The 24,050-nt window shown below is 33.4% G+C and carries 26 protein-coding genes; all 26 read left to right on the top strand.

What is annotated here, in order from left to right; genetic code table 11:
• Window positions 1-72: 72 nt before the first annotated feature.
• The 26 genes from tuf to FD18_RS07850 all read left to right on the top strand — a co-directional run bounded on the left by tuf (window position 73) and on the right by FD18_RS07850 (window position 24,049).
• The gene (tuf, locus tag FD18_RS07970; protein ID WP_057719388.1) at window positions 73-1,263 is read left to right on the top strand and encodes an elongation factor Tu; all 1,191 of its coding nucleotides are present in this window, start codon (window positions 73-75) and stop codon (window positions 1,261-1,263) included.
• Window positions 1,264-1,420: 157 nt separating this feature from the next.
• Window positions 1,421-2,770 (top strand): trigger factor, encoded by a 1,350-nt coding sequence (gene tig, locus FD18_RS07965; RefSeq protein ID WP_057719387.1) that lies wholly within the window; start codon window positions 1,421-1,423, stop codon window positions 2,768-2,770.
• 146 nt (window positions 2,771-2,916) lie between these two features.
• Window positions 2,917-4,182 (top strand): ATP-dependent Clp protease ATP-binding subunit ClpX, encoded by a 1,266-nt coding sequence (clpX, locus tag FD18_RS07960; protein ID WP_057719386.1) that lies wholly within the window; start codon window positions 2,917-2,919, stop codon window positions 4,180-4,182.
• Window positions 4,182-4,766: a ribosome biogenesis GTP-binding protein YihA/YsxC gene (gene yihA, locus FD18_RS07955; RefSeq protein WP_057719385.1), complete on the top strand. Its 585-nt coding sequence runs from the start codon at window positions 4,182-4,184 to the stop codon at window positions 4,764-4,766. The genes clpX and yihA overlap by 1 nt, the downstream gene beginning before the upstream one ends.
• 211 nt (window positions 4,767-4,977) lie before the next feature.
• On the top strand, window positions 4,978-5,454 hold the full coding sequence (locus FD18_RS07950) for a low molecular weight protein-tyrosine-phosphatase (protein ID WP_057719384.1): 477 nt from the start codon (window positions 4,978-4,980) through the stop codon (window positions 5,452-5,454).
• Window positions 5,454-5,969, top strand: a complete 516-nt coding sequence (locus tag FD18_RS07945; protein ID WP_057719383.1) for an SA1002 family membrane protein — start codon at window positions 5,454-5,456, stop codon at window positions 5,967-5,969. The genes FD18_RS07950 and FD18_RS07945 overlap by 1 nt, the downstream gene beginning before the upstream one ends.
• A 122-nt stretch (window positions 5,970-6,091) precedes the next feature.
• Entirely contained in the window at window positions 6,092-6,262 is a 171-nt protein-coding gene (locus FD18_RS09875; RefSeq protein WP_164477441.1) for a hypothetical protein, read from the top strand.
• A gap of 18 nt (window positions 6,263-6,280) precedes the next feature.
• Window positions 6,281-6,919 (top strand): DsbA family oxidoreductase, encoded by a 639-nt coding sequence (locus tag FD18_RS07940; RefSeq protein ID WP_057719382.1) that lies wholly within the window; start codon window positions 6,281-6,283, stop codon window positions 6,917-6,919.
• Between the two features lie 141 nt (window positions 6,920-7,060).
• Entirely contained in the window at window positions 7,061-7,594 is a 534-nt protein-coding gene (locus FD18_RS07935; RefSeq protein ID WP_057719381.1) for a DUF4767 domain-containing protein, read from the top strand.
• A 95-nt stretch (window positions 7,595-7,689) separates the two neighbouring features.
• Window positions 7,690-8,958, top strand: a complete 1,269-nt coding sequence (locus tag FD18_RS07930) for a hypothetical protein (protein WP_057719380.1) — start codon at window positions 7,690-7,692, stop codon at window positions 8,956-8,958.
• 66 nt (window positions 8,959-9,024) lie between these two features.
• Window positions 9,025-9,690 carry a DsbA family oxidoreductase gene (locus FD18_RS07925; protein WP_057719379.1) on the top strand — a complete coding sequence of 222 codons (666 nt, stop codon included), beginning with the start codon at window positions 9,025-9,027 and terminating at the stop codon, window positions 9,688-9,690.
• Between the two features lie 118 nt (window positions 9,691-9,808).
• The gene (locus tag FD18_RS07920; protein ID WP_057719378.1) at window positions 9,809-10,663 is read left to right on the top strand and encodes a hypothetical protein; all 855 of its coding nucleotides are present in this window, start codon (window positions 9,809-9,811) and stop codon (window positions 10,661-10,663) included.
• 210 nt (window positions 10,664-10,873) lie between these two features.
• On the top strand, window positions 10,874-11,356 hold the full coding sequence (locus FD18_RS07915) for a hypothetical protein (protein ID WP_057719377.1): 483 nt from the start codon (window positions 10,874-10,876) through the stop codon (window positions 11,354-11,356).
• 230 nt (window positions 11,357-11,586) lie between these two features.
• Window positions 11,587-12,591: an LCP family protein gene (locus FD18_RS07910; RefSeq protein WP_057719376.1), complete on the top strand. Its 1,005-nt coding sequence runs from the start codon at window positions 11,587-11,589 to the stop codon at window positions 12,589-12,591.
• Between the two features lie 6 nt (window positions 12,592-12,597).
• Window positions 12,598-13,458, top strand: coding sequence for a YveK family protein (locus FD18_RS07905; protein ID WP_057719375.1), 861 nt, complete (start codon window positions 12,598-12,600; stop codon window positions 13,456-13,458).
• Window positions 13,459-13,468: 10 nt separating this feature from the next.
• On the top strand, window positions 13,469-14,236 hold the full coding sequence (locus FD18_RS07900; protein WP_057719374.1) for a CpsD/CapB family tyrosine-protein kinase: 768 nt from the start codon (window positions 13,469-13,471) through the stop codon (window positions 14,234-14,236).
• Between the two features lie 6 nt (window positions 14,237-14,242).
• Entirely contained in the window at window positions 14,243-15,013 is a 771-nt protein-coding gene (locus tag FD18_RS07895) for a tyrosine-protein phosphatase (protein WP_057719373.1), read from the top strand.
• Between the two features lie 24 nt (window positions 15,014-15,037).
• Entirely contained in the window at window positions 15,038-15,697 is a 660-nt protein-coding gene (locus FD18_RS07890; RefSeq protein ID WP_057719372.1) for a sugar transferase, read from the top strand.
• Window positions 15,698-15,707: 10 nt separating this feature from the next.
• A complete protein-coding gene (locus FD18_RS07885) occupies window positions 15,708-16,484 on the top strand; it encodes a DUF4422 domain-containing protein (protein ID WP_057719371.1) in 777 nt (258 codons plus the stop codon).
• A gap of 26 nt (window positions 16,485-16,510) precedes the next feature.
• Entirely contained in the window at window positions 16,511-17,611 is a 1,101-nt protein-coding gene (locus tag FD18_RS07880) for a glycosyltransferase family 1 protein (protein WP_057719370.1), read from the top strand.
• Window positions 17,608-18,729 carry a glycosyltransferase gene (locus tag FD18_RS07875; RefSeq protein ID WP_057719369.1) on the top strand — a complete coding sequence of 374 codons (1,122 nt, stop codon included), beginning with the start codon at window positions 17,608-17,610 and terminating at the stop codon, window positions 18,727-18,729. The genes FD18_RS07880 and FD18_RS07875 overlap by 4 nt, the downstream gene beginning before the upstream one ends.
• Window positions 18,730-18,735: 6 nt before the next feature.
• Complete coding sequence (locus tag FD18_RS07870; RefSeq protein WP_057719368.1) at window positions 18,736-19,830, top strand: glycosyltransferase; 1,095 nt, start codon at window positions 18,736-18,738, stop codon at window positions 19,828-19,830.
• A gap of 17 nt (window positions 19,831-19,847) precedes the next feature.
• Window positions 19,848-20,756 (top strand): glycosyltransferase family 2 protein, encoded by a 909-nt coding sequence (locus FD18_RS07865; protein WP_057719367.1) that lies wholly within the window; start codon window positions 19,848-19,850, stop codon window positions 20,754-20,756.
• A complete protein-coding gene (locus tag FD18_RS07860; RefSeq protein ID WP_057719366.1) occupies window positions 20,756-22,048 on the top strand; it encodes an O-antigen polymerase in 1,293 nt (430 codons plus the stop codon). The genes FD18_RS07865 and FD18_RS07860 overlap by 1 nt, the downstream gene beginning before the upstream one ends.
• Window positions 22,045-23,157, top strand: coding sequence for a UDP-galactopyranose mutase (gene glf, locus FD18_RS07855; RefSeq protein ID WP_057719365.1), 1,113 nt, complete (start codon window positions 22,045-22,047; stop codon window positions 23,155-23,157). Before FD18_RS07860 ends, glf begins: the two co-directional genes overlap by 4 nt.
• Window positions 23,147-24,049 (top strand): beta-1,6-N-acetylglucosaminyltransferase, encoded by a 903-nt coding sequence (locus tag FD18_RS07850; protein WP_083486777.1) that lies wholly within the window; start codon window positions 23,147-23,149, stop codon window positions 24,047-24,049. The genes glf and FD18_RS07850 overlap by 11 nt, the downstream gene beginning before the upstream one ends.
• The last annotated feature ends 1 nt before the right edge of the window (window position 24,050 follow it).

The following is a 24,050-nucleotide window of genomic DNA, read 5'->3' as shown; positions in this document are numbered from 1 at the left end:
ATAATAATCAACAGAGAATTATCCGTTACTTACTCAACGGACTTCTTGCAAATTTACAGGAGGGTCATATTAATGGCAGAAAAAGAACATTACGAAAGAACTAAGCCGCACGTTAACATTGGTACTATCGGCCACGTTGACCATGGTAAGACCACTTTAACTGCAGCTATTACTACTGTTTTGGCAGAAGACGGTTTGGCACAAGCTGAAGATTACTCACAAATCGATGCTGCTCCAGAAGAAAAGGAACGTGGTATTACTATTAATACCGCTCACGTAGAATACGAAACTAAGAATCGTCACTACGCTCACATGGATGCTCCAGGTCACGCTGACTACATCAAGAACATGATTACTGGTGCTGCACAAATGGATGGTGCTATCTTGGTTGTTGCTGCAACTGATGGTCCTATGCCACAAACTCGTGAACACATCTTACTTGCTCGTCAAGTTGGTGTTAAGTACATCGTTGTATTCTTAAACAAGGTTGACTTAGTTGACGATCCAGAATTGATTGACTTAGTTGAAATGGAAGTACGTGACTTGTTAAGTGAATACGATTACCCTGGTGACGATGTTCCTGTTATCCGTGGTTCAGCTTTGAAGGCACTTCAAGGTGACCCAGAACAACAAGACGTTATCAGAAAATTAATGGAAACTGTTGACGAATACATCCCAACTCCAGAACGTGATACTGACAAGCCATTCTTAATGCCAGTTGAAGACGTATTTACTATCACTGGTCGTGGTACTGTTGCTTCTGGCCGTATTGATCGTGGTACTGTTAAGGTCGGCGATGAAGTTGAAATCGTTGGTTTAACTGACAAGGTTGAAAAATCAACTGTTACTGGTTTGGAAATGTTCCACAAGACTCTTGATCTTGGTGAAGCCGGCGATAACGTTGGTGTATTGCTTCGTGGTATCGACCGTGACCAAGTTGAACGTGGTCAAGTTTTAGCTGCACCTGGCTCAATCCAAACTCACAAGAACTTCAAGGGTCAAGTTTATATCTTGAACAAAGATGAAGGTGGTCGTCACACTCCATTCTTCTCAGATTACCGTCCACAATTCTACTTCCACACTACTGATGTAACTGGTAAGATTGAATTACCAGAAGGTACTGAAATGGTTATGCCTGGTGATAACGTTGAATTCACTGTTGAATTGATCAAGCCAGTTGCCATTGAAAAGGGTACTAAATTTACTATCCGTGAAGGTGGTAAGACTGTTGGTGCTGGTCAAGTTACTGAAATTCTTGACTAATTCCAATCTATCTAAAAAAGATGTATCTTCGGATGCATCTTTTTTTTATCCAAAATTTTAAAATCTTCTCCCTATATTTGTGTTTTATCAGCGTTTAGGGTAAGATAGTTAAGTGTGCAATAGCAAACCCAAATTTGACATCGGAGGTATTTAATTAATGTCTGTAAAATGGGAAAAGACCGGTAAAACATCCGGTGAATTAACTTTTGAAATCTCACAAGAAGAAGTAAAAAAAGGCTTGGATCAAGCTTTCAAGCGTATTAAGAAGAACTTACGTGTACCAGGTTTCCGTAAAGGCCACGTATCACGTGTTGTTTTCGATCAATTCTACGGTGAAGAAGCTCTTTATGAAGATGCTTTGAACATCGTTTTACCAGAAGCTTACACTGCTGCAGTTAAGGAAGCTGGTATTGATCCAGTTGGTCAACCACAAATTACTCCTGTTTCAATGGATAAGAACAAGTCTTGGGAAATGAAGGCTACTGTTTCTGTTAAGCCAGAAGTTAAGTTAGGTGACTACAAGGGTATCGAAGTTCCTAAGCAAAGCACTCGCGTTTTAGTTAAAGACGTAGACGCAGAATTAAACAAGCGCCGTGAACAAAATGCTGAATTAGTATTAAAGGACGGTAAGGCTGCTAAGGGCGATACGGTTACTATCGACTACACTGGTACTATTGATGGTAAGCCATTTGATGGTGGTAGTGCTCAAAACTACTCATTAGAATTAGGTTCAGGTACTTTTATTCCTGGTTTTGAAGATCAACTTATCGGTCACAAGGCTGGCGATGATGTAGATGTTGTTGTAACCTTCCCAGAAGATTACGGTGCAAAAGACTTAGCTGGTAAAGAAGCACACTTTGCTACTAAGATTCATGAAGTGAAATCTAAAGAATTACCTAAGTTAGATGACGAGTTTGCTAAAGACGTTGATGATTCAGTAGAATCACTTGATGAATTAAAAGATAAGATCAAGAAAGACTTGAAGAAGCACAAGGAAGACGACGCAAAGGACGCTATCCAAGATGCAGCAATTAAAGGTGCAGTTGAAAATGCAACTATTGATGAAATTCCTCAAGCAATGATCGATGAAGATGTTCAAAACCAATTGAACCAATACTTAGGCAACATGCAACGTCAAGGTATTGACCCACAAACTTACTTCAAGTTAACTGGTACAACTGAAGCTCAATTGCGTGAACAATTAGCTAAAGGTGCTGCAGAACGTGTTAAGACTAACCTTGTTTTGGAAGCAATCGTTGCAGAAGAAAAACTTGATGCAACTGATGACGAAATCAAGCAAGAAATTAAGGACTTAGCACACGACTACAACATGGATGAAAAAGTTGTTCGTCGTAGCTTGAGTGATGATATGCTTAAGCATGATATTGCTATTAGAAAAGCTATTGATTTAGTAGCTGACAAGGCAAAGCAAGTTGCTAAGAAAGCTACTAAGAAATCAACTGCTAAGAAGTCAACCAAAGATGACGAAGAAAAGGCTGATAAATAATAGTTGATAACTAGTTTAAGAAAAGGGCGGCTATGACAGTCGCTTTTTTCTTTACTATTAATTAATAAGACAATTTTCTTTACTCTGTCAAAGTGAACTGCTAAGCTTATTTTTGACATAAAGTAAGTGAAAAGGAGGATGGGCTCATGGCTAACGAAATTACTGAACAAGAAGAAGTAAAATGTTCTTTTTGTGGTAAACCACAGTCACAAGTTAAAAAAATTGTGGCCGGAAATGGAGTCTACATTTGTAATGAATGTATTGATCTTTCCAAGAAAATTATAGATGATGAATTAAAAGCAGATTCCATCAAAGGAACAAAAGACTTGCCTAAGCCAATGGAAATTAAAAAGCAATTGGACGAATACGTAATTGGCCAAGACCGGGCTAAAAAGGTTCTTTCAGTTGCCGTTTATAACCACTATAAGCGTATTAGTCAAATGGATATTGATAGTACTGGAACTGAGTTGCAAAAATCAAACATTGCTTTGATTGGACCAACTGGTTCAGGTAAGACTTATTTGGCTCAAACTTTGGCTAGAATTTTAAATGTTCCATTCGCTATTGCTGATGCTACTACATTAACTGAAGCTGGTTATGTTGGTGAAGATGTAGAAAATATCTTACTTAAGTTATTACAAAATGCTGACTATGACTTAGAGCGCGCACAACGAGGCATTATTTATATCGATGAAATTGATAAGATTTCTAAGAAAGCAGAAAATGTATCAATTACGCGTGATGTTTCTGGGGAAGGTGTTCAACAATCACTTCTTAAGATTTTGGAAGGTACTATTGCTTCTGTTCCACCTCAGGGTGGACGTAAGCATCCGCAACAACAGATGATTAAGATTGATACTACTAATATTCTGTTTATCGTTGGTGGTGCTTTTGATGGCATTGAAAACATCGTTAAGAACCGTTTAGGTAAAAAGACAATTGGTTTTGGTGCCGAAGCCGGACTGAATCAAGTAGATGCAGATGACTGGCAAAAGAATCTTACTACCGGTGACTTAGTTAAGTTTGGTTTGATTCCTGAATTTATCGGACGTATTCCAATTATCACGACGCTTGATAAGTTGAGTACTGATGATTTAATTAGAATCTTGACTGAACCAAAGAACGCTCTTGTAAAACAATACAAGAAATTACTTTCTCTTGACGATGTTGATCTTGAATTTACCGATGGTGCTCTTAAGGCGATTGCAGATATGGCAATTAGCCGTCATATGGGAGCACGTGGCTTACGTTCAATCGTTGAAAATTCATTGATGGACGTTATGTACCGCACACCTAGTGAAGATAACATTAAGAAAGTCGAAATCACTAAGGATGTAATTACTAAGCATGCTGAACCAAAGATCACTTATAAGGATGAAAAAGCTAAAAAGACGAGTGAGGCGACTAAATAATGAAAGTCGTAGATGCAGAGTTCGTAATTAGTGCTGTTTCTGAAAAACAATATCCTAAAGATGATTTGCCAGAATTTGCATTAGCTGGACGTTCAAATGTTGGAAAATCTAGCTTGATTAATACGATTGTCAACCGACGTAAGCTTGCTCGTACGTCGCAGCAACCAGGTAAAACTCAAACCCTTAATTTTTATAAGGTAAATAATGAACTATATCTGGTTGATGTTCCTGGCTATGGTTACGCTAAGGTTTCTAAGAAGCAGAGAGCTGCTTTTGGAGAAATGATTCAAGACTACCTTGAGACACGTGCAGATCTAAAGGGATTAGTCTTATTAGTTGATGCACGTCATAATCCAACTTCGGATGACATTAATATGTTTAATTATGCTCTTTATCTTGATGTACCAATTTTAGTGGTTGCAACTAAGATGGATAAACTTAAAAAGATGGAAGCTAGTCAAATTAGGCAAAAGATTGGTAAGAGCTTAGACTTAACTCAAAAGAATGTTTCTTTCTTACCATTTTCTAGCGTTACTAAATTAAACGTTGATAAGTTTTGGAATTGGATTGAAGATAAGATGTAATTTAAAAAATTGCATAATTTACTGATTAAATCCGCTTAACTTTGCTATAATAAAATACGTTGAATTCATTGAATTAATGATATTTCAACAACCTTTGAAAAAGAGAAATACCGATTGGAGCTGATAAGCTTTAGTCGGTATTTTTTCTTGCTTAAATAAATGACTTAGCTTTAGAATTAAATTATATATTTTAAAGAAATAAGGGATAAAAATGACTAAGAAAATCTTATTTGTTTGCCATGGTAATATTTGTCGATCTCCAATGGCTGAATTTGTTACTAAAAAGATTGTTAAGAACCTTGGAAAAGAAAGCGAGTATGAAATTGCATCTGCAGCTACTACTGAGGATGCAATTATTGGCGGGATTGGACGAGATATTGACGTTCGTTCACAAAGAGTTATGAATGAACACGGAATTCCTTTTACTCATCGCCAGGCTAAAAAGATGGTTAAGAGCGACTACGCGAAATATGATTATATTGTGGGAATGGATGAAGAGAATTTCTTTGATATGAATCATATTTCGGCAGGAGACCCAGAAAGGAAAGAATACAAGCTGCTGTCTTTTACTGGTTCAATGATGGATGTTGATGATCCATGGTATACTGGTGACTTTGAAGCTGCTTATCAAGACATTTGTCGTGGCTGTGAGGCTTTAATTAATAAGATTGAGAAGTCTGAAGCATAATGCAAGTTCTACCACTCTTCCTAATTGTTTTAGCCGTAGTTGTTACTGGCTATATCTTTACTTCTAAGAATCGCTTTTATTTTTTGAAAGCAATTATTCTCTTCTTGGTATTGTTAGTTTTAAGCACGATTAACTTTCTCATCTTCTTTGGAACTGCAGCTTTATTTATTAATAAAGTGCATGATATGAAGCTAGGTAACCTGTTCTTACTATTAGCTGCTCTAGTAGTCTTATCTGGGCTCTTCTTATATGAAGGGCTTAAGAAGGTTAACAAGTATCATCAGATTTCAGAAATAACTTTAACTTTGATTGAATACTGCATTCAGTGGTCTTTGATCTATGTAACTGTTTATCAATCAATCTTTAATAATATTGCGAAGATTCATACGATTACTAAAATGATAAAAACAGTTCACATTCTTAATCCAGATTTATTAGTAGTAATTATTTTACCTTCATTTATTTCAATTTGGATTGCAGTTGTTCTCTTGAAAAAGTATCAACATGATTTATAAAAGATAGTCTTATAGATGGACTACCTTTTTATTATGCCAAGATCAAATTTTTGTCATTAGTGTCCTAAGCTCATACAATTAAAAATGAAAGCGGATGATATATTTGAAAGAAGGTTATAAATATGACAGTTCCAACATTTGATCGTGAAAGAGAAGAAATTATTAAAGATGTACGTGAAATGATCCATCGTGATCGTAACAATGGCTTCATTTTGGAAGAATTACAAAGTAAATATGGTAAAGATTTTTCTGATGCTGATTTGAGAGCTTTAATTAAAAAGGCTAGTGAATAGCAAGGAAGTAGGCATACAATGAGAATTAATTTTTGGATGGATTATGCATCTCCATTTTGTTATATTGCTTTTCATAGGTTAAATGAAGCGATGAAGACAGTAGGTATTGATCAAAATAAGTTAGAGTATAACTTTTGCACTTTTCAAATTGCTCCAACTGCTACTGAAAATCCACGCCTAACACGTGGAGAGATGTTAACGCTAACCAAACAGCAACTTTATGAAAGATTTCAAAATATTACTGAACAAGCTAGGGATGCAGGTTTAACTATTGATTATGCAGATACGCTTCCAATTAATACGATGAAGGCTTTGCGTTTAACTAAATGGTCTAATGATACGCAAGTAAACCAAAAAACAGCTAAGTTAATTGATGAGATTTTTGTAGCTTATTTTGTTGAAAGCCAAAATATCGCTAGTGATAATGTTTTATTAAAAATAGTCAACGACGCTGGATTGGATGCTTCATCTGCTAAAAAGATTCTTACTAGTGAAGAATATAGAGATGTAGTTATTGAAGATGAAAATAACTTAGCTAACCGAAATGTGGATGCTGTACCATACTTTGAAATTGGTCGTTATCATTATGAAGGTGTGCCTACGAAAGAAGATTTAATTGAAGCAATCAATAATTTGATATATCAGAAGGCAAACTAGCCTCTTAATACTAATTTTCTTTTATTTAAAGTGTAATTTTGCTCAAAAAGTGAAATTACACTTTTTTATGCGAGATTAAATTGCGCCGAAAGTGTAAATTTAATGGTAGGATAAGAATAAAAGAAAAGAGGAATTATACAAATGAAGAAGATATTACTAATTAGCGCGGTAGTGCTTAGCTTAGTAGGAGCTAGCGGCTGTTCTACCAATTCTGCTTCGACTAGCGATAATAGTACTAAGAGTTCTAAGACAGTACAAAAGAAGCATTGGGATAAGAAAAAAGACCAAAAACTTGCCCAAGAAATGAAAGACTACGGCAAAAAGAATAACCAAACTTATACTAAGTATGATGGTAAGACTAAACTTACTAATTCAGCTAACCGAATTTACCCAGATGCGTTTAAGAAAGATACTTTTAAGCTAAATGGTAAAAAGATTAGTATTGGTTGGAGTCCTCAAGGCGAACACCATTATGACTACGATGTCTTAGCTATTTATAACCATGACTTAACTAAAGATGGTCAACACAAGACTTTCCTATTTTGCTGGCACAAACAAAAGCCAATTGTCTTAGTCGATGAGGCTGGCAAAGGCAATGTAGTTGACTTACATGTAAGCAACGATAAGTCATTAAATGGGAGTTTTTCAAATATTATGTACGGCGAAAACATTTAACTTAAAGTCTGCTATTCTAGCAGACTTTTTGTCTATCGAGGGGAAGATCCGTATAATGGTAGCAAGTGAGATGATTTGAATAGGCAGGGATAGAAATGTTAAGTAAGAGAATGCGAGAATTACTGGATAAGGTATACGAGACACCAAATACTTTTGATGTAGCAATTATTGTACAAACGTCAGATTTTGAAGAAACTTATATTAGTGATAACTTACGGCGTTCTTATCAACCAGCTAGGGCTGAAGGTTTAATTTTTAGGTTAATTGCTAGCTTTGTGCAGCGACTTGATTTAGACTATCAGGAATTTATTGATGTCTTAAAGGGTGATTTAGAAGATGAGTTGTTTAATGTAAAAGCAATGCGAAAAATAAAGCGTCCTCGTCATGATCTGCCTGAAGAAAAGTTAAGCAAAGCTGAGCAGCGAGTAGGAGAAATAGTAGATTTTGCTGAAGACTTAGTCAAAGAAGACGCAATTGGGGATTACGTCTTAGTAGCTAACTATACGAATAAGTTAGGAGAGGTCTATTTCCAAGATAGTAGCGATCAGAATATGTCGACCTACCATGATATTCAAGTAATGCTGATGGAATATGCTAACCGTAATATTCTTAATCCTCAGGCAGTTTTAAAGGATTTAGAAAATAAAAAGCCGAATCCAGCTAAATTGCTTAATAAGGAAGCTTTTGAAGATCGAGCAATTAATGGCTTTAAGGTCGAAGACTTTTGGCAGGTTTATCGAGTTCCTTATCAAGGCGGACAGTTTGAAATTCAGACTCCTGAAGGTGATCGCCTAGAGCAAGAGATAATTGGTTTTAGTAAAAAGTTGCAGCAGCTAGACCTAACCTATTACATTTTATTTATTAGGACTGAACGCTATATTTATGTCCTAACACCTTCATTTAAGACTGAAGATGACCTAGTTAAGGCGTTACCCGGTTATTTAACAGGTTTAGAAGCTAATATGGATTTCACTGATGAAAAATTTAAAGAAATTAGCGATATGATGCTTGAAGAAAAGTCATACTTAAGTTTAGTTCATGGTGGCGACTCTGCATATGCAATTGATTTACCAGTTAAAAAGGAAATTACAGATGAGCAGGAAATACGGTTAGATATTCATGACATCTATAGTGAGCTTTTAACTTATCAAAAAATGGGATTAGTGCGTGATTTCTACTTATTTTCAAATATGAAAGATAATACTTTTACTGGTGGAAAGATGGAAAGCGAAGACTTAACGAATTATCTCTTGAATTTCGTTGAATTATTAGGTTACTTAACGCATATGTATCCTAATTTATCGCCGCAAAAGATTATTGACTTAGTAGCTATTAAGGATAAGTTAAAGCGCAAGCGAAAATAGTTGCTTTCTGTTCATAAAGTTCCTATTGTAGAGGGGAGAGTATAATAACAGAAAGAAGAGTTGAAAATGAAAATTTCAATTTGGGGCGATTATGCATGTCCTTACTGCTACATTGGTGAAACTAACTTACAAAAAGCAATTAAAGAATTAGGCGTTCAGGATAAGATAGACTATGACTTAAATGCCTTTCAAATTGACTTAGATGCTCCTAAGTCAACTAAGCAAACTAATGCAGTCCTCTTAGCCTATGAGAAGGCAATTCCATTAGCTAAAGCAAACGCAGCCTATGATCATGCTAAGGCAATGGGTAAGGCAGTTGGTTTAACAATTAATGAAGCAACTGCTTATAATACAAATACCATGGATGCTCATCGGATGGTTCAATGGGCTAAGGCAACTTATCACGATTCTAAGCTAATTGAAAATCTAGCTGATGATTTATTCTATGCTTACTTTACTGAAAATAAGGAGTTAGCAGACCATAAAGTATTATTAGATGTGGCAAAAAAGAATAAGTTAGATCCTAGCGAAGTTAAAAAGATTTTGGATTCAAATGCATATCAAGATGTAGTTATGCAAGAAGAAGCTGACTTAGAAAGTCGCGGTATTGAATCAGTACCTTACTTTATTATTAATGGTCAACAATTTGACGGTGTTCAAGATGTTTCAACCTTCAAAACTGTCATTGGAGCAGGTTTTGGGATGAAACCAGATGAATTTTTAAACTTTTAAAAGTTATTTAATTAGGCTTCTACACATTTTGTGTAGGGGTCTTTTTTATATGCTTGTTTTTTGATATGATTATATTCCTTGATAAAATGTGTTATTTTATAGAAGAAAAGGAGTGAATATGAACAGAGAACTTAATAAGTTTAGCGTTAATCTGCCAGCAGGTAGGGCCTTAAATACTTGGTCCAAAGAATTAGTTAAGACTAGAGTAACAGACTCAATCTGTACTTCTGCATTTAGACCATTTGTCCACGAGAATAATCTATATCAATTAAATGAAAATATGATTGCCTTATATGATTTTCATAAAAATCCGCTTGAAGGAAAATACCAGTCAGTTATCTTAGATAAAAAAGAGGGTATTATTTTATGTCAAAAAAATAGTCGACAATTAGTTAATTATTTTTTGAAGCACCGTTTAATTTTAGGAGCAGTATTGCAAAAGAAATTACAGAAAGAACTAGGCTTTTATTATCGCCATGCGATTTCTTTAGGAGAGATTGCCTATTTTTCGTTAAGAGCTCATTCAGAAAGACATACTTGCTGGATTGGCCTACATCATATGCAAACAGTACAACAAGTAGAAGATAAAGTAATCTTCTCTTATCGAGATAATGGCTGCACTTATAATTTTGAATTCGATGATTATGCACCGAACTTACATAAACGGCTAGCAGAGGCAATTACGCATAACCATGTTTTTGGTCAAATGTTAGTTAAGTATGCGAATTCTCATGGCTTTCATTTGAAATTGTGTAAGTGCAGAAAGAAAAACTTAGTAGCAGATCAAGAATACTTTTATTTAACTAAGATTCAGAATGCCTTAAATTTAAAGGATCTTGCGGAAGCTGCAATTGAAGAATTTCATCAAAATTATGGTCGGCAATGCGCTGAATTTTTTGACATTAAAGATTGGAAAATTCATGATCATAATTTGTTTTATCGACTGTCTAGAAGAATTAAATCAATTTTGTAAACACGCTTGAAAAAGCGTGTTTTTTATTTACCAGAAAGGATAGCGATTAAAGACGAGTAAAAAGGAAAAGCCGAGCAAATGTAAAAATAAAAAGTGCGTAGTAGCAAGCTTTTGAAGATATTAGGTCTTGGATTTTAGTAAAATTTTGCTTTTGATAATCTATTTTCTGCACAAGCGCTTGTGACATTTTGATTAAGGAATGATCAAAATATGGTTACAGAAAGAAATTTTATTAAAGCTTGGGAAAATCGGCGTTTAGTTGCTGGAGCAATTAAGGCAGCTGGAGTTAGGGCAGATTATCAAGATTATGCAGACTTATTGCAGGCTGGAGTCTTGATTTATGCGGGGATGCTAGAAGAAAGTTCAGGAGAAGATATTGATAAGCTAGCCTTTAAGAAGATTTTTTGGCATACCTTAGATGAACTGAGAAAGATTCAACGCAGAAGCGAAAGAAATGAAGAGATAAATAATGGGACGGAATTAGGAACGACAGAAGTTGATTGGGATAACTTAGTAGTTTTGAAAGATGAAGTTAAGAAGTTAAAAGAGACTGAGCGGTTATTATTTTTTGAGCATTTATTGGGGCAGAGGGAGGTTACAGCTTTGGTTGAGCAGGCGGGATGCTCGCGTAGAACCTTGCAGCGAGTGAAGAAAGATTTACTTTTAAAATTAAGAAAAGCGCTAGAAAAATAAGCAAAATCGTCGAAAAAATAAATAACATTTAATGGGTTCATATTGACTTTATGGGGGGGGGTGACAGTACACTTATATGCGTGAAGGTGGTTAGATCGCTATTTAGAGCATGTTTTAATTCAATAAAAGTGTTTTTTTATGCTAATTGTGAATTTTCTATGAATTTTCAAATATTTTTTGTATAATGATTTTTAGTGTTACTAAAAAACGAAAAATAAAAGAGGAATAAAATGGATCATAATAATAGTGATAATGAATTAAGACATCGCTCACATCATCACCGTCATCATCGACGTAAAAAGTTTTGGCGTATCTTTTGGATTGTATTAGGTGTTTTCCTTGTGGTAGACATCATTGCGGTTATTATCGCTTGGCACAATATCCATGTTGCCACTAACAATATGTATAATCCGATGAGTAACGAAATTAGTGATCGAAAGGTTAGCGACACCCTTAAAGACAAAAAGCCAATGAGCTTGCTTTTATTAGGAACAGATACAGGTGAATTTGGTCGTTCTTACAAGGGTAGAACTGATACCATCATGATGATGGTTATTAATCCTAAGACTAATAAGACTACAGTTGTTAGCTTGCCTCGAGACATGAAAGTTAACTTACCGGGCTATCCAGACTATTCACCAGCCAAGATTAATTCAGCTTATACTTATGGTGGTGTAGACGAAACTGTAAAAACGATCAAGAAGTACTTCAATATTCCAACTGACGCTTACGTAATGGTAAACATGGGAGGATTAGAGAAGGCAATTGATCAAGTTGGAGGAGTGACAGTTAAGTCACCATTAACCTTTGATTATGAAGGTTATCATTTTACTAAAGGCGCAACGTATCATATGAATGGGAAGAAAGCTTTGGCATTTAGTAGAATGCGGTATGACGATCCTCGAGGAGATTATGGGCGTCAAGAGAGACAAAGACTTGTAATTATGGCATTATTAAAGAGTTCCATTTCTTACAAGACAGTCGTGAATCAACCATTCTTGAACTCAGTCTCTAAGCAAACCATGACAAATTTAACTTTTGACAATATGGTTGCTTTAGCTCAGAACTATCGTCATGCAACTGATAATGTAACTACTGACTACGCTCATGGACAAGGCGACTGGGAAGGCGGCGTTGCCTATGAATCAGTTAGTCAAGCAGAGTGTCAAAGAATTAGTAATAAGTTACGTGCTGCCTTAGGGCTTAAGCCGGAAACCTTGAAGACAGGAGAATAGGAAAAAGTGGAAAACAGTACAAAAACTGAAAATACAATCGATTTACGTAGATTATGGATGCTCCTTCGAGCACATATCTGGTCTATTATTTTATGGGTAATTGGATTAGGCGCAGTTGGGTTTATCTTAGCTGCTTTTGTGGTTGAACCTAAATATACTTCAACTACTCAAATCTTAGTTAACCAGAAGCGTAATGAAAATGATGCAAATCAAGCATTTAATGCACAACAAGCTGATGTTCAGGTAATTAATACTTATAAGGATATTGTTACTAGTCCAGTTATCTTAAAAGATGCTTCTAAGTGGATTAAGAATCCTACTGAAGTGGTAAAACCTGCTAAGAAGGCTAAATATAAGACTTTAGCTGATGGAACTAAGAAGTTAGTTAGTCCAGCAGAACTAGCAGTAGTTAGAAGAGCGGGTCGTGGATATAATGTTAGTGCTAAAGAAATGCAAAAGTCTGTTTCTGTAAGTACACAACAACAATCACAAGTCTTCACTATTAGTGCTAAAAGTAATGATCCTGAGAAGGCTCAAGCTATTGCTAATGCAGTAGCTCAAACATTTAAGAGCAAGATTAAAAGCATCATGAATGTTAACAATGTAACTATTGTTTCACCAGCTGCGCGTGGTATTAAAACTTTTCCAAAGACTACACTCTTTACTTTAGCAGGAATTGTACTTGGCTTAATTATTAGTGTTGCGTTAATTGTTTTACGTGATTCATTTAATACTACAGTAAGAGATGATGATTACTTGACTAAGGAATTAGGCTTAACTAATTTAGGTCATGTATCACACTTCCACTTATCTAATAAGTTTAGTATTAATAACGATAATAATTCTGGTAAGAAGAAACGAGTATAGGAGCGTATAAATGGGATTGTTTAATAGACGTAAAAAACGTGGTACTGATGAAACCATGCAATATGGTGCTAAGTTAATCACTGTGGCAAAACCTCAAAACCCAGTTAGTGAACAGTTTAGAACTGTAAAGACAAATATCGATTTTACAAGTGTCGATCATCAGATTAAGGCCTTAGCCTTTACTTCTGCCAATATTAGTGAAGGTAAGTCGACAGTGACAGTTAATACAGCTGTAACTATGGCTCAATCAGGAAAAAAAGTCTTATTAATTGATGCTGATCTTCATAGACCTACTCTACATCAAACCTTTGATATTCCGAATAGAGTAGGATTGACAACAATTTTGACTTCACATTCTAATGAAGTAGACATGGCAGCTATTGTAAAAGAAGATATTATTCCTAATCTTTCTGTTATGCCAGCTGGTCCTATTCCACCTAACCCAGCACAATTATTAGGTTCTAACAGAATGCGAGCATTCTTAAATATGGTTAAAGAACACTATGATTTAGTCATCTTAGACCTTGCTCCAGTTCTTGAAGTTTCTGATACCCAAATTTTAGCTGGTGAAATGGATGGTGTAGTGTTAGTTGTACGTCAAGGCATTACCCAAAAAGCTGGTGTTGAACGAGCAATTGAAATGCTTAACTTAACTAAGACACATGTTTTGGGTTATGTAATGAATGATGTAAAAACTGGCCCAAATGGCTACGGCTATGGCTACGGTTATGGTTATGGTTATGGCTATGGCCAAGAGAAAGATACAGAAGCGAAGTAATAAATAATGGTATTAGTTGATATTCACTCACATATATTACCGGGGATCGATGATGGTTCTCCTGATTTAGATTCGTCGTTAGGATTAGCTGAGGCAGCAGTAGCAGATGGAATTACTCATGCGTTAATGACGCCTCATACTTTAAATGGAAAATATCTAAATCATAAAAAAGATATCATAAAAGAAACTGCTGATTTTCAGAAAGCGTTAGAAGAAAATCATATTCCTTTAACAGTCTTTCCTAGTCAAGAAGTTCGTTTAAATGGTAATTTACCTCAAGCTTTAGATGATGATGATATCCTCTTTTGTGATGAAGATGGCAGATATATGTTATTGGAATTTCCAAGTGAAGATGTACCAACTTATGCCAAAGATATGACCTTTAAGTTGCTTGGCCGCGGTATTACGCCAATCATTGTTCATCCTGAAAGAAATTCAGGGATCTTAGCCCATCCTGAAAAGTTGCAAGAATTTCTCGAACAAGGATGTTTAACACAAATTACAGCTAGTTCGTATGTGGGAGTATTCGGTAAAGAAATTGAAAAATTAGCTGACAGATTTGTAGAGGCTGGACAAGTAGCAACTTTTGCTTCGGATGCCCATACATTGCCAAAACGTGAAAGTCGAATGCATGACGCTTATGAGAAGTTGGAAAAGACGCAAGGATTGGATGTAGCTAATAGTTTTAAGCAGAATGCGCGAAATATTATTAATTCTGATAATGTTAACTTAAATTGGAGACCATTAAAGAAAAAGAAGAGATTTTGGTTATTTTAAATTTATTGGGGGATAGAGTTTTAAATGATGGCACAAGAGGTTAAAAAGGTAGAACTAGATCCGTCAAAAGTTAAAGGACGTTTAGTATATCATACTGTAAAACGTGGATTTGATATCTTAGCTAGCGGGGTTGCTTTGGTTTTATTATCACCATTATTTGGAGTTTTGACTGTAAAAATAAAAAAAGAAGATGGTGGCCCGGCATTTTATTCACAAACAAGAATCGGAAAAAATGGAAAACCGTTTAAAATGTGGAAGTTTCGTTCGATGATTGTGAATGCCGATAAAATGGTAAAACAGTTAGAAGAACAAAATGAAATTGACGGAGCAATGTTTAAGATCAAAGATGATCCTCGAGTAACTAAGATTGGTCATGTAATTAGAAAATATAGTCTTGATGAATTACCTCAGCTTTGGAATGTGTTAAAAGGCGATATGTCTTTAGTAGGTCCACGTCCACCTCTATCAATGGAAGTAGAAGATTATACACCATACGACAAGTTACGATTGACTGTTATACCTGGTTGTACTGGTCTTTGGCAAGTAACTAAGCGTAATGATGCAGACTTTGATGAAATGGTTGAATTAGACCTTGAATATATTAATAACAGTAGTTTATGGTTTGATTTTAAGATTTTACTAAAGACTGTCGGTGTTGTTGTTCATCCGAATAGTGCGTATTAATGGAGTTAGAATGAAGATAAAAATTTTAATTGCTGCTCATAAAAAATTTCCAATGCCTGAAGTAGAAGGTTATTTACCAGTATTAGTTGGTGCAAAAAAGAATTATAAACCAGATATTCCTTATCAAAGAGATGATGAAGGAGATAATATATCTGAAAAAAATCCTAATTATAATGAGTTAACAGCTATTTATTGGGCTTGGAAAAATTTAAAAGATGTCGATGCTGTAGGCTTAGTTCACTATCGACGTCTTTTTTTCGATAAAAAACCATATAATTTAGAGAACGTTATAAATATTGAAAAAGTAGAACAACTCTTACAAAAATATGATGTACTTTTACCTAAAAAGAGAAATTACTATATTGAGACAAACTATTCTCATTACATTCATGCACATCATAAAGAACCTTTAGATAAAACACGCGAAATAATTGAAAAGTCATATCCAGCATATTTAACAGCTTTTGATAAAGTGATGAAAAGCCGAAAAGCACACATGTTTAATATGTTTATTATGAAAGCTGATGCATTTGATTCATACTGCAATTTTATGTTTGGGGTTCTAGAGAAGCTTGAAAATGAAATTGATATTTCAGATTATTCTGTTCAAGAAGCGAGAGTATTTGGATATATTTCAGAGCTTTTAATGGATGTTTGGTTATATACCACTAATGAAAGCTATAAAGAAATTCCATGGGGACAAATTGGCCCTAAACAATTAGTGAAAAAGGCTATTAGTTTTATCAATAGAAAATTTGGAATTGGTAAAAAACAAACTCATTTTTAGCATGATTTATACAGTAGGTGGAAAATTTGAAAAAAATTCTTCAAATTGGAATGACGTCTAACTATGGTGGAATTGAATCTTTTATTATGAATGTATATAGAAATATTGATCGTAATAAATTTCAATTTGATTTTGTAAACATGGAAACTGGTGGAAAAGCTCTAGCTTATTCGGACGAAATAAAAAGTCTAGGTGGAAAGATTTATAACATACCAGGAAGACGAGAAAATTTAAAAGCAAATAGAAATCAATTAAAGAAGATAATCGAAGAAAATAATTATGACTTTGTCCATAATAACGTTTTAACGTGGAGTTATTCTGATGGTATTACATTGCCATTAAAGTATTCTAACTCTAAAGTAATTGTGCATTCTCATAATTCATATATGAATCCAGGAATGTATGCACGCAGAGTTTTAAACTTTGTCAATAGAAGACTTAATTATAGAAATGATATAATCCGTCTTTCTTGTAGTGAAGGTGCTACTAGATGGCTATTTAGAAATCGGTCTGCGGTAGTAATTCCTAATGGGATTAAGACGAAAGACTATAGTTTTAACCCTCTAATTAGAGATGAATATAGAAGAAAGTTCAATGTAGAGAATAAAAACGTTTTTTTACATGTAGGAAGATTATCTCATCAAAAAAATCATGACTTTTTATTTAGATGGTTCAAAGAAATTCTAAAAAAAGATTCGAATTCAATTTTATTTTTGGTAGGAGATGGTGAACTAAGAGAAAAGCTACAGCAAAAAGCAAAAGAATTAGATATTTCATCACATGTTAAATTCTTAGGAATAAGAAATGACGTTAAAAATTTAATGTTTATGAGTGATGCATTTCTATTTCCATCGCATTATGAGGGGTTGGGAATTGTTCTTATTGAAGCTCAAGCAACGGGTTTACAATGTATAGCAAGTAATAATATTGAGCCAGAGGCAAAAGTAACTAGTCAAATTAAAACCATTGATATTACTGCTTCACCTGAGAAATATGTTGATTTAGCGTTAAAAAGTGTTGAAGAATCACGTGAATCTAACCGTATAAAGTCATATAAGGAAGTTCAAAAAGCTGGCTATGACATTAGTAATACTGTAGAAATATTAGAGGGGATTTATTCAAAGTGACCGCGAAGAAACTATTAATTGTTGGGGACTTTATTAGTGGAAGTGGCTTGACTCAGTTTATATTCAATATGTTTCCTCATTTTGATGTTAATAAATATAATATTCAATGTGTAGGATATGGAATTGATTCAAAACAAGAAACAAATAAAACATGTGATGACTTAGGGTGGCGATTAGAAAGGGTAGTACCTATAACAAAACGGCCATTGGCACATGTGAAATGGTGGAAAAACTTTCTAAAAAATAATGATTTTGACATTATATATTTTAATTATTCGTCTTCTTGGAATTATTTTCCTGTAAAATATGCAAAACGCTATACAAATGCACAAATAGTTTGTCATTCTCATAATGCATATTATAGTCATGTTTTTAAAAATAAAATTTTAATGTATTTTCTGAATGTAATGAATAATAGAGGGAAAAAAATTCTTAATAATATGGCCGATGTGAAATTAGCTACTTCTAAAGATTCTGCATTATGGATGTTTAATACATTAAAAGATGTAACTGTTATAGATAATGGAATTGAATTAGATAATTTTAAATTTGATGCGAAAGCACGTAAAGAACTTAGAGCTGAATTAAATATATCTTTAAATGAAAGATTAATTGGATTTGCCGGTGTTTTACAAGAAAGAAAGAATCCTATTTTTGCTTTACAAGTTTTTTCAGAATATCTTAAGAGCAATCCTAATAGTACATTCTTAATGATCGGTAATGGCCCGATGAAGAGTGAAATTGTGAGAATAGCCGATGAATTAGGAATTAAGAAAAAAGTTAAATTTATAACTTACACTAATAAATTAAATAAATGGTATTCGGCCATGGACATACTTTTATTTCCAAGTTTATATGAAGGATTTGGTCTTGTTCCATTAGAGGCACAGGTAAGTGCTTTGCCCGTCCTTGCTTCTAGTAATGTAGCACCACAAGTGTTTGTAACACAAAATATTAAACGAATTACTGGGTATGACAAAGATAATTGGGTTAAGAAGTTAAGTACTATAAAGTTTAAAACAAATGAGGAAAGATCATCACTTGATTCGTCTTTAAATAAATTTGATGTGAAGAAACAAGCAAATCAAATATCTAGTTTGCTAGAAAGTGAAAAGTGATAATTAATGAAAGTTATGCATTTTACGGCTGGTTTTGTTAATGGTGGAGTAGAGCAAGTTTTATTAAATTATACTGGTAAGTTAAATAAAGATTATGATGTAAAGGAATCAATAGTTTATCTACATACTGCAGATTCAGCAAAAAAGAAAATGTCGGAACAATTAGGAAATAAAATGTATCAAATTCCGGCTCGAAGAGAAAGTCTGTGGGGAAATATAAAATCAACTTACCAACTTATAAAAAAAGAAAAACCTGACGTTGTACATAGTCATATGAGCCTGATGAATTTCTTTCCACTAACTATTGCAAAAATTTTGGGTGTTCCAGTTCGTGTGTCCCATTCTCATTTAGCCCTAAATGATAGTGATTCTGTTAAAGATAGGATCTATAAGAAATTAACTAGTTGGTCAGCCAACGAATTAGTAGCGTGTGGTGAAGAGGCTGGAAAATATCTCTACGGAAATCAAAAATTTAATATCTTGTTTAATGCAATTGATCAGAGTAAATATCAATTTAATCAATCTGCAAGAGAAGAAATAAGAAAAAAGTATCATATTCCAGAGAAATCATTTTTAATTGGAAACATTGGACGAGTGGTTGAACAAAAAAATCAAAAATTTCTTGTTGAAATATTTGATAAATTTTATGATGAGTATCCCAAGAGTTACTTAATGATTATTGGAAAGGGCGAGAAGAATCAGCCTGATGAACAAGAATTAGAAAAGTACATTAAATCAAAGAAAAGTGCAGCTCATATCATTAGAGTACGTGGTGTAAAAAGTACTGAAAAGTTTTATTCTGCATTTGATGTATTTGCTATGCCTTCTCTTTATGAAGGCTTGCCAGTAGTAGCAATAGAAGCTCAAGCATCTGGTATACCAACAATACTATCTAAAAACATAGATCCTTCAGTTATATATTCTGATAAAGTAAAACTTCTCTCAATAGATGGGGGAGTAAATCCATGGATTAATGAATTTCAATCTTGGAAAAAACAGGATTTTGATCGTAGTTTTAGAGGAAACGATAATTATAATATTAATGTTCAAAATAAAAAACTATATGACTGGTATTATTCATGGATAAACAAATATAAGTAAAGATGAGTAGGAGTAATATGAAAAATAAAAAAAGCGTTGATTGTGTAGTTGTAACCTTTAATAGATTAGATTTATTAAAGGAATGTGTTGAAGCCATTGAGAGTCAAACCTATCCAATAGAACATTTTTTTATTATAGATAATTGTTCTACTGATAATACTTGGGAATATTTACAATCTATTAAAAGTGAAAAAATAGTTCCTATACATCTAGAAAAAAATCTAGGAGGAGCTGGTGGTTTTAACGCCGGTTTAAAAACTTTTATTAATAAAAGTAACGCAGACTATGTTTGGATTATGGATGATGATACTATTCCAACCTCAACTGCTTTAGAAAAATTAATTGATAAATCAAATATTTCTTCTCATCTTGGATTTTTATGTAGTAATGTACGTTGGCAAGACAATAGTGTAGCTGTCATGAATATTCCAAGTCCAGATAAAGAATGGAATAAATATAGTGATCAAGGTGTAACGAAAGTTAAATCAGCATCTTTTGTATCCATTATGTTTCCTAGAAATGTAGTAAAAAAGGTAGGATACCCAATTACTGATTTCTTTATTTGGGGCGATGATGTTGAATATACTCTTAGAATTACGCATGATTATCATTTAGATGGATTGATGGTTAATGACTCTTTAGTAGAGCATAAAATAAAGCAAAATATTGCTACGGATTTGGTTAAAGAAGAGAGCTTGGGTCGTGTAAAACGTTACTATTTGGCACAGCGTAATACAATTTTTTATCTTAAGAAACATAGTACAAAAAAAGAAGTATTTAAAGCAACCGTACGTCAAGGGGTAAAGGTACCAATTAAAGCTTTAATCAAGTCTAAAGACCATAGATTTTATAGAGCTTGGGTATCAGTAAAAGGTACAGCAGCGGGATTATTTTTTAATCCAAAAATAGAAAAGGTAGAAAAATAATGATATTTTTAACTTTATCGTTAGTATTATTAACTTTATTAGCCTACTATCTAAATAATCGATCATTAGTTTCACCATCAATTCTTTTTTGTGGCGGCATGACTATAGCGTCTTTTATTGCTTGGATTAATCAAATAGCTTGGAATCTTGAGTTGGATATAAGAACGTTCTTAGTTATTACCTTAGGTGCGTTAGAATTTATAATAGTAGGATACATTGTAAATTTTATTTTCAACACTATATCAAGTGGGACTAGAGCAAAAAAAATAGCCCCTTATAAAGTAATTCCCGAATATGTTGATAAAAGATTTACAAGTATCCTTTTTATACAATTAGTAATATTATGTTTAGCAGTATTTACAATCAGGCGAGCTACAGGTATCTCAAATTTAATGACTGCTATCAATTATATTAACTATGTTCAGAATGGATTTATAAAAGGACAAATAAATTTACCAGGTTATTTTGGGCTTATTCTTCTTTTTAATAGTTCGGCTGGAATGATGGCTGGATATGTTTTTCTGGAAAATATAATAGTAAAGCGAAAATTTAATTTAATTTTGTTTTTTAATTTACTTTTGGGTCTCGCAACTCCACTATTAACAGGTGCTCGAGGCGATAGTATTGTATTTTTAATTGCTTTGACTATTTTAGGATACTTTATAGTTAAAGAACAACATAACTGGAATTCAGCAAATACGAAATATGTTGTTTTAGGTATTATAGGGGCAATTTTGTTTGTTTTTGTCTTTGAATGGTCCGCTAGCTTAGTGGGAAGAAATATGGAGAATAGTAATCTAGGAGAATATATTTCTACCTATATGGGAGCAGAAATTGCTAATTTAAATGAATTTATAAAAAATCGTTCATTTCCAATAAAGGGGGAAATTTTTGGACAACAGACTTTTGTAACAATTTTGCCAACTTTATCACGAGTATTTCGATTTGCTTTGCCAGATTATAAATTGGATATACCGTTTCAAATTTTAAATGGTCATAATACTGGTAACGTAGCAACTATGTTTTATTCTTGGCTATATGATTTTGGATATATGGGAATAGGAATTCTAACTATTGTAGTTAGTGGTGTTGGGGAAGTATGTTATAAGTTTGCAAAGCAAAGCAATGGTTTTGGAATTATGAAATTAGTTTATAGTTATATAGGTGCCTTAATTGCTTTGTCTTTCTTCTCTAATAGATTTTTTGAAAACCTAAACGTAAATTTTTTGTATATGATAATCTCATGGATAGTATTAAAATATATTTTATTTAGACGGGGGAAAAACGAATGAATTATTTAGTTGTAGGATCAGGCTTATTTGGTGCAGTATTTGCTCATGAAGCAGCAAAACGTGGTAATAAAGTTACTGTAATTGAACAACGGGATCACTTGGCAGGAAACATTTACACTAAAGAAGTTGATGGGATTCAAGTTCATCAATATGGAGCACATATTTTTCATACCTCAAATAAAGAGGTTTGGGATTATGTACAACAATTTGCTGAATTTAATCGTTATACTAACAGTCCTGTAGCAAATTATTATGGTAAGATGTACAACTTGCCATTTAATATGAATACTTTTAGTGAAATGTGGGGAGTAAGAACTCCACAAGAAGCTATGGATAAAATTAACGATCAACGTCAAGAAATGGCTGGTAAAGAACCACAAAATCTTGAAGAACAAGCAATTTCCCTAATTGGTCGTGATATTTACGAAAAATTAATTAAAGGATATACAGAAAAGCAATGGGGCAGAAAAGCTACAGAATTGCCAGCATTTATTATTAAAAGACTTCCAGTTCGTTTAACTTATGATAACAATTACTTTAATGATGATTATCAGGGAATTCCTAAAGGTGGTTACACCCAAATAGTAGAAAAAATGCTTGATAATGAAAATATTGAAGTTAAGTTAAATACTGATTTCTTTGATAAAAAGGATGAATATTTAAAGAACTTTGATAAGATTGTCTACACTGGCATGATTGATAAGTTCTTTGATTATAAGTTAGGCGAACTTGAATATCGTTCTCTTCGTTTTGAGACTGAAGAAAAAGATGTAGATAATTATCAAGGTAATGCAGTAATAAACTATACTGATGCAGAAACCCCTTATACTCGTGTAATTGAACACAAACATTTTGAGTTTGGTAAAGGTGATAAGGATAAAACAATTATCACACGTGAATATCCAGCTGATTGGAAACGTGGAGATGAACCATATTATCCAGTTAACAATGAAAGAAATAACGAATTATACAAGCAATACAGAGAATTAGCTGAAAAAGAAAATGATAAAGTTATTTTTGGTGGTCGCTTAGGTCAATACAAGTATTACAATATGGATCAAGTAATTTCAGCTGCTTTAGAGTCTGTAAAAGGTGAATTTGAAAAATAAAATGGGAAAACATGCGTATCTAATAATTGCTAATCGAAATCCTAACCAGTTAGCTACGTTAATAGCAACCTTAGATGATTCTAGAAATGATATTTTTATTTTATTAGATAAGAAATCTACAAATATCTTTCCAGCAGTCTATAAAGCAACCTATGCTACTGTAACGATGATTGATCCAATAAATATATTTTGGGGAGATTATTCTCAAATTGAAGCAGAGCTAGCACTTTTTAAAGCTGCAAATAATGGCCATTATGATTATTATCATTTACTTTCCGGTCTTGATTTACCATTAGCTAATCAAGATCAAATACATGATTTTTTTGATAAAAATCTAAATAAAGAGTTTATTACATACAGTGGAGCTTTAAATCCAAAAGAGTTATCAGTGAGACTTCATAATTATCATTTCCCTAATACTTTTAGAACCGATAATAAATTTAAAGGTCTCTATCATAGAATAGAAACAAAACTATACTCTAAAATGCCACAGCGAAGAATTAATATTGATAAAATTAGTTTTGGCTCAAATTGGGTATCACTAGATAATGAGCTTGTCTCAGACTTAGTAGATAATGAAGATTTAATTTATCACTTATTCCATAATGGATTTTTAGTGGATGAATTATTTATTCCAATATTTATTAATCTATTTCCAAAATATAAAAAACGAGTATATGACTCAACTAAAGTTAGTGATAAACCAGATGAGTTTCAAGGAAATTTACGTTATATAAACTGGTGGGATGGTAGTCCCTATACTTGGCGATTGAAAGACTATGATATGCTTCAACAAGCTAAGAAAAAAGGGCATCTTTTTTCTCGCAAATTTGATGAAAATATTGATAGCGATATTATAAAAAAGGTAGTAAACAATAATTTAAGCAGTTAAT

Source organism: Lactobacillus taiwanensis DSM 21401 (assembly GCF_001436695.1).
Classification (GTDB): domain Bacteria; phylum Bacillota; class Bacilli; order Lactobacillales; family Lactobacillaceae; genus Lactobacillus; species Lactobacillus taiwanensis.
Note: the sequence above shows the minus strand (reverse complement) of the source record. Positions and strands in the feature narration are given on the sequence as shown.

Bases quoted from the DNA above. Each gene is read 5' to 3' on its own strand.
- tuf (WP_057719388.1), top strand. From the start codon at position 73: ATGGCAGAAAAAGAACATTACGAAAGAACTAAGCCGCACGTTAACATT.
- tig (WP_057719387.1), top strand. From the start codon at position 1,421: ATGTCTGTAAAATGGGAAAAGACCGGTAAAACATCCGGTGAATTAACT.
- clpX (WP_057719386.1), top strand. From the start codon at position 2,917: ATGGCTAACGAAATTACTGAACAAGAAGAAGTAAAATGTTCTTTTTGT.
- yihA (WP_057719385.1), top strand. From the start codon at position 4,182: ATGAAAGTCGTAGATGCAGAGTTCGTAATTAGTGCTGTTTCTGAAAAA.
- FD18_RS07950 (WP_057719384.1), top strand. From the start codon at position 4,978: ATGACTAAGAAAATCTTATTTGTTTGCCATGGTAATATTTGTCGATCT.
- FD18_RS07945 (WP_057719383.1), top strand. From the start codon at position 5,454: ATGCAAGTTCTACCACTCTTCCTAATTGTTTTAGCCGTAGTTGTTACT.
- FD18_RS09875 (WP_164477441.1), top strand. From the start codon at position 6,092: ATGACAGTTCCAACATTTGATCGTGAAAGAGAAGAAATTATTAAAGAT.
- FD18_RS07940 (WP_057719382.1), top strand. From the start codon at position 6,281: ATGAGAATTAATTTTTGGATGGATTATGCATCTCCATTTTGTTATATT.
- FD18_RS07935 (WP_057719381.1), top strand. From the start codon at position 7,061: ATGAAGAAGATATTACTAATTAGCGCGGTAGTGCTTAGCTTAGTAGGA.
- FD18_RS07930 (WP_057719380.1), top strand. From the start codon at position 7,690: ATGTTAAGTAAGAGAATGCGAGAATTACTGGATAAGGTATACGAGACA.
- FD18_RS07925 (WP_057719379.1), top strand. From the start codon at position 9,025: ATGAAAATTTCAATTTGGGGCGATTATGCATGTCCTTACTGCTACATT.
- FD18_RS07920 (WP_057719378.1), top strand. From the start codon at position 9,809: ATGAACAGAGAACTTAATAAGTTTAGCGTTAATCTGCCAGCAGGTAGG.
- FD18_RS07915 (WP_057719377.1), top strand. From the start codon at position 10,874: ATGGTTACAGAAAGAAATTTTATTAAAGCTTGGGAAAATCGGCGTTTA.
- FD18_RS07910 (WP_057719376.1), top strand. From the start codon at position 11,587: ATGGATCATAATAATAGTGATAATGAATTAAGACATCGCTCACATCAT.
- FD18_RS07900 (WP_057719374.1), top strand. From the start codon at position 13,469: ATGGGATTGTTTAATAGACGTAAAAAACGTGGTACTGATGAAACCATG.
- FD18_RS07895 (WP_057719373.1), top strand. From the start codon at position 14,243: ATGGTATTAGTTGATATTCACTCACATATATTACCGGGGATCGATGAT.
- FD18_RS07890 (WP_057719372.1), top strand. From the start codon at position 15,038: ATGATGGCACAAGAGGTTAAAAAGGTAGAACTAGATCCGTCAAAAGTT.
- FD18_RS07885 (WP_057719371.1), top strand. From the start codon at position 15,708: ATGAAGATAAAAATTTTAATTGCTGCTCATAAAAAATTTCCAATGCCT.
- FD18_RS07870 (WP_057719368.1), top strand. From the start codon at position 18,736: ATGAAAGTTATGCATTTTACGGCTGGTTTTGTTAATGGTGGAGTAGAG.
- FD18_RS07865 (WP_057719367.1), top strand. From the start codon at position 19,848: ATGAAAAATAAAAAAAGCGTTGATTGTGTAGTTGTAACCTTTAATAGA.
- FD18_RS07860 (WP_057719366.1), top strand. From the start codon at position 20,756: ATGATATTTTTAACTTTATCGTTAGTATTATTAACTTTATTAGCCTAC.
- glf (WP_057719365.1), top strand. From the start codon at position 22,045: ATGAATTATTTAGTTGTAGGATCAGGCTTATTTGGTGCAGTATTTGCT.